Genomic DNA, 12,509 nt, shown 5'->3' with positions numbered 1-12,509 from the left:
AGTAAATCTGACGCACCGCGCTGCCAGGTTTTAGGGCTGCTGCGCAGCCCAACGGGGATAAATCCCCTCGCCACAGATAAATCCGCTCGCCTTCAGACTGTGTAGCCTGAAGCGGTCACCTCGACCCTAACGAACCGCCAGCACCGGGCTGCTAAGCCGATCCAGCAAGGTCGCCTGGGCACTGCGCGGGTTCTGGTTGCCGGTCGGCGTGTTGCGGATGTAACGGCCGTCCGACTGCAGGCTCCAGCTGTGGGTGTTGTCGGTGAGGTAGCTTTCCAGCTCCTTCTTGACCCGCAGGATCAACTTCTTGCCCTCCACCGGGAAGCAGGTCTCGACGCGCTTGTCGAGGTTGCGCTCCATCCAGTCGGCGCTGGAGAGGAACATCTGCTCCTCGCCGCCATTGAGGAAATAGAACACCCGCGTGTGCTCCAGGAAGCGCCCGATGATCGAGCGCACATGGATGTTGTGGGACACCCCCGGAATGCCCGGCCGCAGGCAGCACATGCCGCGTACCACCAAGTCTATGCGCACGCCCGACTGGCTGGCCTTGTATAGCGCGCGGATGATCTTCGGATCAGTCAGCGAGTTGAATTTGGCGATGATGTGCGCGGGCTTGCCGTCCAGGGCGAACTGGGTTTCCCGGGCGATCATGTCGAGCATGCCCTTTTTCAGGGTGAACGGCGCATGCAGCAGTTTTTTCATGCGCAGCGTCTTGCCCATGCCGATCAGTTGGCTGAACAGCTTGCCGACGTCCTCGCACAGCGCATCATCCGAGGTCAGCAGGCTGTAGTCGGTGTACAAACGAGCGTTGGCGGCGTGATAGTTGCCGGTGCCCAGGTGCGCGTAGCGCACGATCTCGCCGGCCTCGCGCCGCAGGATGAGCATCATCTTGGCGTGGGTCTTGTAGCCAACCACGCCATAGATCACCACCGCGCCGGCCGCTTGCAGGCGGCTGGCCAGTTGCAGGTTGGATTCTTCGTCGAAACGCGCGCGCAACTCGATCACCGCGGTGACTTCCTTGCCGTTTCGCGCCGCGTCCACCAGGGCGTCGACGATCTCCGAGTTGGCGCCACTGCGGTACAACGTCTGGCGCACCGCCAATACATGGGGATCCTTGGCGGCCTGGCGCAGCAAATCGACCACCGGCGTGAACGACTCGAAGGGGTGCAGCAGGAGGATGTCCTGCTTGCTGACCACGCTGAAAATGTTCTCGCTGTTTTGCAGCAGTTTCGGAATCTGCGGCGTAAACGGCGAGTACTGCAGCTCCGGATGGCTGTCCAGGCCGGTGATGCTGAACAGCCGCGTCAGGTTCACCGGACCATTGACCTGATACAGCTCGGTCTCGTGCAGGTTGAACTGCTTGAGCAGGTAGTCGGACAGATGTTTCGGACAGGTGTCGGCCACTTCCAGGCGCACCGCATCGCCGTAACGGCGGGAGAACAGCTCGCCGCGCAGGGCGCGGGCCAGGTCTTCGACGTCCTCGGTGTCTACCGACAGGTCGGCGTTACGGGTCAGGCGGAACTGGTAGCAACCCTTCACCTTCATGCCCTGGAACAGGTCATCGGCATGGGCGTGGATCATTGACGACAGGAACACATAGTTGTCGCCAGGCCCGCCGACGTCTTCCGGCACGCGGATAATGCGCGGCAGCAGACGCGGCGCCGGAATGATCGCCAGGCCGGAATCGCGACCAAAGGCGTCGATGCCTTCCAGCTCGACGATGAAGTTCAGGCTCTTGTTCACCAGCAATGGGAACGGGTGCGTCGGGTCGAGGCCGATCGGGGTAATGATCGGGGCGATCTCGTCGCGGAAGTAACGGCGTACCCAGGTCTTGAGCTTGGTCGTCCAGTAGCGGCGACGGATGAAGCGGACCTGATGTTTTTCCAGCTCCGGCAGCAGGATGTCGTTGAGGATCGCGTACTGGCGGTCAACGTGGCCGTGTACCAGCTCGCTGATGCGCGCCAGGGCCTGGTGCGGTTGCAAACCATCGGCACCGGCCTGCTCGCGGGCGAAGGTGATCTGTTTTTTCAGGCCGGCGACGCGAATCTCGAAGAACTCGTCCAGGTTGCTGGAAAAGATCAGCAAAAACTTCAGCCGCTCCAGCAGTGGATAGGACTCATCCAGTGCCTGCTCCAGCACGCGGATGTTGAATTGCAGTTGCGACAGCTCGCGATGGATGTACAGGCTGCTGTCATCCAGGTTGGTGATCGCGATCGCCGGAGCTGGGGCCGGCTCGGGCACGGCCGCTGGAGCCGCCTCCAGCTCAGGCGGCGTTTCGGCGACTTGCTCGACCACGGGCTGAGCGTCTTTTACGGCAACTTCTGTGAGTCCTTCGGTATTCATCGCAAGTTCCTGGGAGGCTATTTCTGCTCTCGTAACAATTGGGCGGCGCGCACGGCAAAGTAAGTCAGGATGCCATCAGCACCCGCACGTTTGAAAGCGGTCAGGGACTCGAGAATCACCCCTTCGCCCAACCAGCCGTTCTGGATCGCGGCCATGTGCATCGCATACTCACCGCTGACCTGATAAACAAAGGTCGGTACTTTGAATTCTTCCTTTACCCGGCAAAGAATGTCGAGATAAGGCATCCCCGGCTTGACCATGACCATGTCTGCGCCTTCTGACAAGTCGGCAGCCACTTCGTGCAAGGCTTCATGGGTGTTGGCCGGATCCATCTGATAGGAGGCCTTGTTGGCCTTGCCCAGGTTCAGGGCCGAGCCGACCGCGTCGCGGAACGGACCGTAGTAGGCGCTGGCGTACTTGGCCGAGTAGGCCATGATGCGCACGTTGACATGACCGGCCACTTCCAGGGCTTCGCGGATCGCCTGGATGCGACCGTCCATCATGTCGGATGGCGCCACGACCTGGGCCCCCGCTTCGGCGTGGGACAACGCTTGCCTGACCAGTGCATCGACGGTGATGTCGTTCTGCACGTAGCCTTCTTCGTCGAGAATGCCGTCCTGACCGTGGGTGGTGAACGGGTCCAGCGCCACATCGGTAATCACACCGAGCTCCGGGAAGCGTGCGCGCAGGGCACGGGTCGCGCGCTGGGCAATACCCTCGGGGTTCCAGGCTTCGGCGGCGTCCAGCGATTTGAGCGCTGGCGGGGTGACCGGAAACAGCGCCAGCGCCGGGATACCCAGTTCCACCCACTCGGCCGCCGCTTCGAGCAGCAAGTCGATGGTCAGGCGCTCCACGCCAGGCATCGACGCCACCGCTTCACGACGGTTCTCCCCGTCCAGCACGAACACCGGCAGGATCAGGTCATTGGTGGTCAGCACATTTTCCCGCACCAGCCGACGGGAGAACTCATCACGGCGGTTGCGGCGCAGACGGGTGGCGGGGAACAGACGATTGGCGGGGGTAAAGCTCACGGCAGACTCCTGAGCCCGCAGACGGGCGAGCGTGACAGTTATAAGCGGTCATTATGACGAACACATGACAGTTGTGCTGAAGCGCGACCACTAGTCGCAGTGATTGTCTTCTGTAGGAAATGTTCACGTACAGACACATTTCGATACTTTCCTGAATGTGCCTGAAGGGTTAGGCTGCGCGTTCATTTCGCCAGCACCCAGACAATGCTCCAACAATTTCTGCATGACTTCGGCTACTTGGCCCTGTTTATCGGCACGTTCTTCGAAGGCGAAACCATCCTCGTGCTCGCAGGCTTCCTGGCGTTCCGTGGCTACATGGACATCAACCTGGTGGTGGTCGTGGCATTTTGCGGCAGCTACGCGGGCGATCAGCTGTGGTACTTCCTGGGCCGCAAACATGGTCGCAAGCTCCTGGCGCGCAAGCCGCGCTGGCAGTTGATGGGGGATCGCGCGCTGGAGCACATCCGCCGCCATCCGGATATCTGGGTACTGAGCTTTCGCTTCGTCTACGGTTTGCGCACGGTGATGCCGGTGGCCATCGGCCTCTCTGGCTATCCACCGGGCCGCTACCTGCTGCTCAACGGTATCGGCGCGGCGATCTGGGCCACGGCCCTGGCGGCTGCCGCGTACCACTTTGGCGCGGTGCTCGAAGGCATGCTGGGCAGCATCAAGAAGTACGAACTGTGGGTACTTGGCGCCCTGCTGGTTCTGGGCTTGGGTCTATGGCTGCGTCGACGCATCAAGAACGCACGGCTGGCCAGACAAGTCCTTGCGGCAGAACGTCTCGAACAAGCCAAGTCAGCCGAGACTACGACGCCAGGCGAGTAAGACGGTTGCGGCAATAGTACAAGCCGATGCCACTGATCAGGCTGTAGCTGAGCAAGCCAACCCAGGCCACCGGGCTGGCCGGCCATAACCCGGCCAGCGGCGCCAGCCACAGCAGCGGCAGGTTCGCAGCCAGGCGCAAGAGCTCAAGCCTCAGCGCCCACGGGCGATTCTCCAGAGTCGCGCCCAACACGAACAGACCCAACGCTACCGCTCCCCACCCCATCACCAGGGCAGTGGCCGGCAGGCTGTTTTCCAGGTTCATCAAATAACTGCCCAGGGCGATGTAGACGCAAAACTGCAGCGCCACGTACCACTGTTGTCGCACGTCCAGGGATACTTCGAATTTGCGAAACTGGCTCAGGTCCGGCTTGTTCTGCGGGTACCTGGCGGCCACATCGGCTGGCCGCCAACCGGTGGGCATGAACCAGATCCGCAGTTTGTCCCACCAGCGCTCGGCGCGCCGGGCGTCGGCCCACAGTTGCGCATAGAACTGCAGATTGGCCCACAACGGATTCCAGCTCGCCAGTGGCCTGGTCACGCCGAAAATGGCCGGCTCGTTGTCGTCCTCTTCCTGGAAGGTGCCAAACAGACGGTCCCAAATAATGAACACGCCGCCGTAGTTGCGATCCATGTAGAGAGGGTTCTGTGCATGGTGGGCACGATGATTGGATGGCGTGACGAAGCACCACTCCAGCCAGCCGAGCTTGGGGATGTGCTGGGTATGCACCCAGAACTGATACAGCAGGTTCAACGCCGCGACACTGACGAACACCAGCAGCGGCACGCCCAGCACCGCCAGCGGCAGGTAGAAGATCCAGCTCAGCAGGAAACCGCTGCTGGTCTGGCGCAACGCCGTGGAGAGGTTGTAGTCCTCGCTCTGGTGGTGCACCGAATGCGCGGCCCAGAGGATGTTGCGCTCGTGGCCCAAGCGGTGCAGCCAGTAGTAGCAGAAGTCATAGAGCACAAAGGCAACCACCCAGGTCCAGGCCTGGTCGGTCGGCCATTGAAAGACCGCCAGATGCTCCAGGGCAAAGGCATAGGTCACCAGGCCCACGCCCTTGGTCAACAACCCCGTCGTGGTCGACAGCACACCGGTGCTCAGGCTGTTGATCGCGTCCGCCACCCGGTAGTGGCTCACGCCACGCCAGCGATCGGCCAGCAGCTCGACCGCAATCAACACGAAGAAAAACGGCACGGCATACAGGATGAAATTCATGACGCGACCCGGGCATGCAAGGCAGGAAGGTGTTGGCAGATTAGGTGTAGCTGCCGGATCCCCCTATGGCAACGAGTGACAAATTAGTAGACATTTAACGCCATGAATCTGGAGAAAAGCCCATGAGCAAAAAAGTTGCAGTGATCCTTTCCGGCTGTGGCGTGTACGACGGCGCAGAGATTCACGAAAGCGTGATCACTTTGCTGCGTCTCGACCAGCGCGGCGCGCAGGTCCAGTGTTTCGCCCCCAACATCGCCCAATTGCATGTCATCAATCACCTGACCGGCGAGGAAATGCCCGAGAGCCGCAACGTGTTGGTGGAATCGGCGCGCATCGCCCGGGGCAATGTGAAAGACCTGCGCGAAGCCAGGGCCGAGGACTTTGACGCGCTGATCGTGCCCGGCGGCTTCGGCTCGGCGAAAAACCTCTCCAACTTTGCCGTCGAAGGCGCCGGTTGCAGCGTCCAGCCGGAAGTCCTGGCGTTGACCGAAGCCTTCGCCGAGGCCGGCAAGCCGGTTGGGCTGATCTGCATCTCACCGGCCCTGGCGGCGAAAATCTACGGCCCTGGAGTGACCTGCACCATCGGCACGGACGCCGACACCGCCGCTGCCGTGACCAAGATGGGCGGGACTCATGAAGAGTGCCTGGTCACCGATATCGTCGAAGACACCGCGCGCAAGCTGGTCAGCACCCCCGCCTACATGCTGGCGCAGAACATCAGCGAAGCGGCTTCGGGGATCAACAAGCTGGTGGATCGGGTGCTGGAGCTGACGCACGAGAATGATGAGTGACCACACACGATCAACTGTGGGAGCGAGCTTGCTCGCGATGGCGTCAACTCAGTCGCATAAGTGCTGACTGATACACCGCTATCGCGAGCAAGCTCGTTCCCACAGGGAATCGGACACATTCAGGAGATTCGAGACAACCGCATCAATATCCGATCCAGCGCATTGGCAAATCCCTGCTTGTCCCGCTCGCTGTACGCCGCCGGGCCACCGCCCATGTGGCCCTGTTCCCGCAAGTCGGTGAACAGGTTGCGCACCGCCAGCCGATCGCCCATGTTCTGCGCGTCGAACTCCTTGCCCCTCGGGTCAAGGGCGGCGACGCCTTTCTTTACCAGGCGGTCGGCCAGCGGCACGTCGCTGCAGATCACCAGCTCGCCCGGGACGGCATGCTCCACCAGATAATCGTCCGCCGCATCAGGCCCGCTGGGCACCACGATCAGCTTCACCAGCGCCAGGCCCGGCTTGATCTGCGGCTGCCCGGCCACCAGTACTACTTCAAACTGGCGCTTCAAGGCGAACTTGACCACCAGTTCCTTTGCGGCCTTCGGGCAGGCGTCGGCGTCAATCCATACACGCATCGGGTCTTCCTCTTCAAAAGCTTCGCGAGCGGGCTCGCTCCCACAATGGATAGCCTACCTCCTGTGGGAGCGAGCCGGCTCGCGAAATGACTTCAGGAAACCTGCACCCGACGTTTCTCCGCCACCCAACTGCGCCCGTACAGCACAACGATCGCGATGATCGCTACCGCCTGGGCCGTCAGGGAATAAGCATCGGCGTGGATGCCCAGCCAATCGAACTCGAAGAACGCCACCGGCCGCGTGCCGAAGATTCCGGCTTCCTGCAAGGCCTTCACGCCATGGCCGGCAAACACCACCGACAACGCACACAACAAACCGGCGTTGATGCTGAAGAACAGCGCCAGCGGCAATTTCGCCGAGCCGCGCAAGATCACCCAGGCCAGTCCCACCAGCAGCACCAGCGCCGTCGCGCCACCGGCCAACACCGCGTCATGCCCGGCCGGGCCGGCCTGCAGCCACAGGGTTTCGTAGAACAGGATCACCTCGAACAGCTCTCGATAGACCGAGAAAAATGCCAGGATCGTGAAACCGAAACGGCCTCCGCCGCCGACCAGGCTGCTCTTGATGTAATCCTGCCAGGCCGCCGCGTGGCGCCGGTCGTGCATCCACACACCCAACCACAGCACCATCACGCTGGCGAACAATGCCGTCGCGCCTTCGAGCAATTCACGCTGCGCGCCACTGACATCGATCACGTACGCGGCGATTGCCCAGGTCGCCAGGCCGGCCAGCAGCGCCAGGCCCCAGCCGACGTTGACGCTGCGCACCGCCGACTGCTGGCCGGTGTTGCGTAGGAACGCCAGGATGGCCGCCAGGACCAGGATCGCTTCCAGGCCTTCGCGCAGCAAAATCAGCAAGCCCGAAATGTAGCTCAGCGACCAGCTCAAGCCATCGCCACCGAGCAGGCCGGCGGACTCTTTCAATTTGGCCTTGGCCGCGTCCAGGCGTTGCTCGGCCTGCTCGATCGGCAAACCGTCCTGCAGGGACTGACGGTAGGCCATCAAGGCCTTCTCGGTATCTTTACGCACGCTGGCGTCGACGTTGTCCAGTGAGCTTTCCACCAGCTCGAAGCCTTCCAGGTACGCTGCCACCGACAAGTCGTAGGCCTGGTCGTGGTCACCTGTGCGATACGCCGCGATGCTCTTGTCCAGGGTCGCGGCGGTGTAGTCGAGCAACTGCGCCGGGCCGCGCTGCACCTGCGGGGGCTGGGCGCGCTGTGCGCGGAACGTCGCCGCTGCCGCAGGCCCCTGGGCGGCGAGGACTTCGGCCGGGGTCTGGCGGGCCAGGTCGGCGAGGTTGAAGGTCTGCTCGCCCTTGGCCGCAGCCGGGTCGGCGCTGAAGCTGGCGATGTAGGTCGCCAGGTCCCAGCGTTGACGGTCGTCGAGCTGATCGGCGAAGGCCGGCATATCGGTGCCCTCGACGCCCATGCCCAAGGTGTTGTAGATCGCGTAGAGGCTCAGGCGATCCAGGCGCTGCCCGTCGCGCAGGTTCGAGGGCGGCGGCTCCAGGCCGACACCCGCCGGACCGTCGCCGGCACCGCTGTCACCATGGCACACCGAGCAGTTCTGGGCATACAACGGCGCCCCGCGCGTCGGGTCCGGGGTGATCACCGGCGCCTGGCTGACCTCATAGGCCACGGCCAGCCTGGCCCCCAGCTGCCGCGCCAGACGGGCCACGTCAGCGCCGTCCTGGCGCTGGCTGATCGCGCTGCGCAACGTACCGACGCCTTGCGTCAACTCAGCTTTTTCCGGCTTGCCTGGCAGTGCGGCGACCAGCCCCTCCAGCACTTGGGTAAATTCCAGTTGCTCGCGATATTCGGCATCGTCGATGACCTTCCCCGCGTCGACGGTCGCCGGGTAATCCGCCCCGATGTAATCCAGCAAGTGCAGCGCCTGTGGCGCGCCTTCAACAGTGTCAGCCAGCAGATCGGCACTGCAAAGCGCAAGCATCGGTAGCGCAATCCAGGCCAGGAAACGAAACGGGGCAGTCATGAATGACTCTCGATTGGAAATAAGAAGTAACACATTGTTCACTTCCAATGCGCTTGGCTCAAGCACCGATGTGTTACGGCCAGGCATTTTCATCGGATATTCATGCTTTGAAGATGACATCACAAAAACATCATTTAGAAACTAAAAAGCCACTACATAAGCAAATCCACTGCTTATAATGCGCCGCCTTCTTATTAGAAGAAGGCATAAAAGCTCCTCTGGACTTGAGGAACCGACGGCGCAAAAGCGCCTGTCCGTGGATCGCCCCAGCCCGACCCGCACCCCCCGGCTGATACTCAGGGAAGAAGTGTTCATGGCATCCCGTGCTCTTTTCTCGGTCGCCCTCGGCGCGATCACCTTGCTGTCCGGTTGCTCGGCGTTTCGCAACTACGACAGCGAGCTGGCCCAGACCAATCAGCAACTGGCCTCGGGCAACGTCGACGCGGCATTGACCCTGCTGGAAAAAAACAACACCAGCAAAGACAAAGACCTGCTCTATTTCTTCGAAAAGGGTGAGCTGCTGCGCGCCAAGGGCGACCTGTCCGGCAGCCAGACCGCCTGGACCAGCGCCGACCAGCAAGTCGGGCAGTGGGAAGACGCCGTCAAGCTCGATACCGCCAAGTACGTCGCGCAGTTCGGCAGTTTCCTGGTCAATGACAAAGTCCGGCGCTATGAGGGTTATGACTATGAAAAGGTCATGCTCACCACTCAGATGGCGTTGAACCTGCTGGCGGTGAATGACTTCGACGGCGCACGGATGCAGATCAAGAAGACCCACGAGCGCGAAGCCGTGATCGCCGACCTGCGCGACAAGGAATACCTCAAGCGCGAGGAGGACGCGGAGAAACAGGGGGTCAAGACCGAATACAAGGACCTCAAGGGTTATCCGGTCGCCAGCCTTGACGCCCCTGAAGTGGTCAGCCTGAAAAACAGTTACCAGAGCGCGTTCAGCCATTACCTGGCAGGTTTCGTCTACGAAGCCCTGGGCGAGAAAGATCTGGCCGCGCCGGGTTATCGCAAGGCCGCCGAACTGCGCCCCAACACCCCGCTGCTGGAGCAGGCGCTGCTCAACCTCGACAAGCCTGCCGCGAAGGACGATGACAGTGACGTCCTGATTGTGGTGCAGAGCGGCCTGGCGCCATCCCGTGACTCGATGCGAATCCCGCTGCCCTTGCCGATCAGCGGCAATGTGGTTATCACGCCACTGTCCTTCCCCCTGATCAAGCCGGACACCTCCACCGCGACCTTCGCCCAGATCGGCGTCGACGGCCGTCAGTTGGACCTGACCCAGCTCAACAGCACCACCGCCATGTCGCGCCGGGCCCTGCGCGACGACATGCCGGGGATCATCCTGCGCACGACCGTGCGGGCCATCACCCGTGGCGTCGCACAGAAACAGATCAACGAAACCAACCCGCTGGCCGGCCTGGCCGTGGGCATCACCTCGGCCGTGCTCGAAGGCGCCGACACCCGCACCTGGCGCACCTTGCCGGACTACACCCAAGTGGTGCGCCTGCGCCTGAAGAAGGGCGAACACCAGGTCACCCTGCCAAGTGCGGTAGGCGGCTCGGTGGTCAAGGTCAAGGTTGATCAGCGCTACCAGGTCGTCAGCCTGCGGGCAGTGGGCAGCCAAGTCTTCGCCGGCGGCCTCGCGGCCCAGGTGATCCCGAGCGCCAACCCGACCGCCATCGCCCTCAAGCAACCTTAAGAACGGAGTCTTGTTCACATGCGTTTAAAACTGATCGCCGTCGGCGCCCTGGCCTTGCTGGCCGGTTGCGCCACCCCACCGCCACCGGAGCCGGGCACTGCCGCCAGCAAGGTCGTGGCGATGGGCAAGACAAAAAACATTGTGGCCGGCGCCATGCGCGTCGCCCGCGAAAACGGCTACATGACCGTCAACGTGCAGTTGAGCAATACCAGCTTCAACAACAAGACTATGTATTACCGCTTTGCCTGGCTGGGGCCGGAAGGCTTCCCGATCGCCGAAGAGGAAAGCTGGAAAACCCTGACGCTGTATGGCGAACAGACCCGCTTCCTGCCGGCCATCGCACCGACACCCAAGGCCGTGGATTTCCGTTTGGAAATCAATACCCCTTGAGCCCTGTTCCGGTCGATCAGGCTTGCACCAGCCCCGTGGCGAGGGAGCTTGCTCCCGCTCGGTTGCGCAGCAACCGCAAGATTTTGGGGCAGCTTCGCAGCCCAGCGGGAGCAAGCTCCCTCGCCACGGGGATTGTCGGCACGGCCGACTAATCCGTTTATTCTCTCAGAGAGCACCCAAATGTTCCTACGCATCTCCTCCCTCGCCCTGGCCGCCCTGCTGGTCAGCGGCTGCGCCAACAACTCGCCGGTCCTGGGCAACAAGAACATCAGCTACGGCGACACCAAGGCCGTGGAAACCGTCACCAACGAATTCGGCTCCACCGACCTGCAGATGATCGCCGAGTCCATGACCCGCTCCCTCGCTCAGTCCGGCATCCTGCAGGGCCGTCCGGTGGTGCAGGTCTACGACGTGAAGAACAAGACCAGCGAGTACATCGATACTCGCGAGATCACTACCAGCATCAAGACCCAACTGATGAAAACCGGCGCGGCACGCTTTGCCAGTGACAACAATGCCATGGACAGCCAGGTCGACCAGCTCAAGCTGCAGAACCAGAGCGGCCTGTACAAAAAAAGCACAGTGGCCAAGACCGGCAACATGATCGCCGCCAAGTACCGCATCGAGGGTTCCATCAGCTCGATCGTCAAGCGCAGCGAAGACTACAAGGACGTCTTCTACAAATTCAGCCTGCAACTGATCGATGTCGAAAGCGGTCTGGCCGAATGGATGGACGAGAAAGAAATCCGCAAGACCACGGAGCGTTAAGCCATGCGTACATGGATCGGCATCATGGCCCTGGCCTGCGCATTCAGTGCGCAGGCGGCCCCAAGAGTCGCAGTGACTGACCTGGCGTACCAGCAACGCGTGGAAGAATACATCCACACCGTTTCGGCCCAGAGCAACTTCCAGGCGAACCCGTACAGCGCCAGCGCGTCGTCGAGCTACGAAGAGATGGAAGCGACCAGCAGCTACATCGAGCAAGGCGAACTGCGCAAGTTCACTGGCGACATCAAGGGCGAGATCCTGCGCAGCGGGATGTTCCAGCTGGTGCAGGGCACGCCGCACACCGCATCGTCCACGGGCGATGTCTACGACGTGATCAAGCGAATCAAGGCCGGGCATTTCAAGGGCGCCGACTATGTGCTGTTCGGCACCGTGTCGGACATCGATTTCACTCGGGACATCAACGAGCTGGGCACTGCCGACAGCTACTCGGCGGTGCTTGCACTGTCGCTGGTGGCGGATTTCAGCCTGATCAACACCAAGACCTATGAAATCACCTCGGCCTTCACCGCCATGGGCGAGGGCCAGGACACCAAGCTGTTGAACCACCGGGACGTGCGTATCAGCCTCAATCGCCCACGGGTCGTGCGCGAAGTGTCCAAGGCGTTGGGTGAAGACGTGGCGCGGCAGTTGAGCGAGCAGCTCGGTGGCCCGAGCCATGAACAGCCTGGCGAGCCGGTGCAGCGCAATAACCTGCCGAGGGATACCGCGCCGGTGATACTGCGCTGAAGCGCATTGCCAAGTAAGCGCCTTTCGTGGCGAGGGAGCTTGCTCCCGCTCGGTTGCGTAGCGACCGCCTCTTTTGGGGCTGCTACGCAGCCCAGCGGGAGCAAGCTCCCTCGCCACAGAA

The 12,509-nt window shown here is 62.0% G+C and carries 11 protein-coding genes; 6 read left to right on the top strand and 5 right to left on the bottom strand.

Annotated features, from left to right (window positions below):
- Nucleotides 1-126: 126 nt before the first annotated feature.
- Complete coding sequence (ppk1, locus tag PSH78_RS01180; protein WP_305498003.1) at nucleotides 127-2,343, bottom strand: polyphosphate kinase 1; 2,217 nt, start codon at nucleotides 2,341-2,343, stop codon at nucleotides 127-129.
- 17 nt (nucleotides 2,344-2,360) lie between these two features.
- A complete protein-coding gene (gene hemB / locus PSH78_RS01175) occupies nucleotides 2,361-3,374 on the bottom strand; it encodes a porphobilinogen synthase (protein WP_305498001.1) in 1,014 nt (337 codons plus the stop codon).
- Between the two features lie 204 nt (nucleotides 3,375-3,578).
- Between hemB and PSH78_RS01170 the strand changes: the two genes are divergently transcribed.
- Nucleotides 3,579-4,202, top strand: coding sequence for a DedA family protein (locus PSH78_RS01170; protein ID WP_305498000.1), 624 nt, complete (start codon nucleotides 3,579-3,581; stop codon nucleotides 4,200-4,202).
- Here PSH78_RS01170 and PSH78_RS01165 read toward each other — a convergent pair.
- Nucleotides 4,183-5,418, bottom strand: coding sequence for a sterol desaturase family protein (locus PSH78_RS01165; RefSeq protein ID WP_305497998.1), 1,236 nt, complete (start codon nucleotides 5,416-5,418; stop codon nucleotides 4,183-4,185). The genes PSH78_RS01170 and PSH78_RS01165 overlap by 20 nt on opposite strands.
- A 122-nt stretch (nucleotides 5,419-5,540) precedes the next feature.
- Here PSH78_RS01165 and elbB point away from each other — a divergent pair, with 122 nt between their 5' ends.
- Entirely contained in the window at nucleotides 5,541-6,209 is a 669-nt protein-coding gene (elbB, locus tag PSH78_RS01160) for an isoprenoid biosynthesis glyoxalase ElbB (protein WP_305497996.1), read from the top strand.
- 119 nt (nucleotides 6,210-6,328) lie between these two features.
- Here elbB and PSH78_RS01155 read toward each other — a convergent pair whose 3' ends face one another.
- A complete protein-coding gene (locus tag PSH78_RS01155) occupies nucleotides 6,329-6,784 on the bottom strand; it encodes a YaiI/YqxD family protein (protein ID WP_305497994.1) in 456 nt (151 codons plus the stop codon).
- A 92-nt stretch (nucleotides 6,785-6,876) separates the two neighbouring features.
- The gene (locus PSH78_RS01150) at nucleotides 6,877-8,775 is read right to left on the bottom strand and encodes a cytochrome c/FTR1 family iron permease (protein WP_305497993.1); all 1,899 of its coding nucleotides are present in this window, start codon (nucleotides 8,773-8,775) and stop codon (nucleotides 6,877-6,879) included.
- A 313-nt stretch (nucleotides 8,776-9,088) separates the two neighbouring features.
- Between PSH78_RS01150 and PSH78_RS01145 the strand changes: the two genes are divergently transcribed.
- The 4 genes from PSH78_RS01145 to PSH78_RS01130 all read left to right on the top strand — a co-directional run bounded on the left by PSH78_RS01145 (nucleotide 9,089) and on the right by PSH78_RS01130 (nucleotide 12,388).
- Nucleotides 9,089-10,483, top strand: a complete 1,395-nt coding sequence (locus tag PSH78_RS01145) for a COG3014 family protein (RefSeq protein WP_305497991.1) — start codon at nucleotides 9,089-9,091, stop codon at nucleotides 10,481-10,483.
- 18 nt (nucleotides 10,484-10,501) lie between these two features.
- The gene (locus PSH78_RS01140) at nucleotides 10,502-10,873 is read left to right on the top strand and encodes a YcfL family protein (protein WP_305497990.1); all 372 of its coding nucleotides are present in this window, start codon (nucleotides 10,502-10,504) and stop codon (nucleotides 10,871-10,873) included.
- A gap of 180 nt (nucleotides 10,874-11,053) precedes the next feature.
- Nucleotides 11,054-11,641 carry a penicillin-binding protein activator LpoB gene (lpoB, locus tag PSH78_RS01135; RefSeq protein ID WP_305497989.1) on the top strand — a complete coding sequence of 196 codons (588 nt, stop codon included), beginning with the start codon at nucleotides 11,054-11,056 and terminating at the stop codon, nucleotides 11,639-11,641.
- Nucleotides 11,642-11,644: 3 nt separating this feature from the next.
- Complete coding sequence (locus PSH78_RS01130) at nucleotides 11,645-12,388, top strand: penicillin-binding protein activator LpoB (RefSeq protein ID WP_305497988.1); 744 nt, start codon at nucleotides 11,645-11,647, stop codon at nucleotides 12,386-12,388.
- Nucleotides 12,389-12,509 lie beyond the last annotated feature (121 nt).

The sequence above is a fragment of the Pseudomonas sp. FP198 genome, assembly GCF_030687895.1.
Taxonomy (GTDB): domain Bacteria; phylum Pseudomonadota; class Gammaproteobacteria; order Pseudomonadales; family Pseudomonadaceae; genus Aquipseudomonas.
The sequence above is the reverse complement of the archived record's forward strand: the minus strand, read 5'-3'. Positions and strand labels throughout refer to the sequence as shown.

Coding starts and splice junctions, on each gene's coding strand:
- ppk1 (WP_305498003.1), bottom strand. CDS start 2,343: ATGAATACCGAAGGACTCACAGAAGTTGCCGTAAAAGACGCTCAGCCC.
- PSH78_RS01170 (WP_305498000.1), top strand. CDS start 3,579: ATGCTCCAACAATTTCTGCATGACTTCGGCTACTTGGCCCTGTTTATC.
- PSH78_RS01165 (WP_305497998.1), bottom strand. CDS start 5,418: ATGAATTTCATCCTGTATGCCGTGCCGTTTTTCTTCGTGTTGATTGCG.
- elbB (WP_305497996.1), top strand. CDS start 5,541: ATGAGCAAAAAAGTTGCAGTGATCCTTTCCGGCTGTGGCGTGTACGAC.
- PSH78_RS01155 (WP_305497994.1), bottom strand. CDS start 6,784: ATGCGTGTATGGATTGACGCCGACGCCTGCCCGAAGGCCGCAAAGGAA.
- PSH78_RS01150 (WP_305497993.1), bottom strand. CDS start 8,775: ATGACTGCCCCGTTTCGTTTCCTGGCCTGGATTGCGCTACCGATGCTT.
- PSH78_RS01145 (WP_305497991.1), top strand. CDS start 9,089: ATGGCATCCCGTGCTCTTTTCTCGGTCGCCCTCGGCGCGATCACCTTG.
- PSH78_RS01140 (WP_305497990.1), top strand. CDS start 10,502: ATGCGTTTAAAACTGATCGCCGTCGGCGCCCTGGCCTTGCTGGCCGGT.
- lpoB (WP_305497989.1), top strand. CDS start 11,054: ATGTTCCTACGCATCTCCTCCCTCGCCCTGGCCGCCCTGCTGGTCAGC.
- PSH78_RS01130 (WP_305497988.1), top strand. CDS start 11,645: ATGCGTACATGGATCGGCATCATGGCCCTGGCCTGCGCATTCAGTGCG.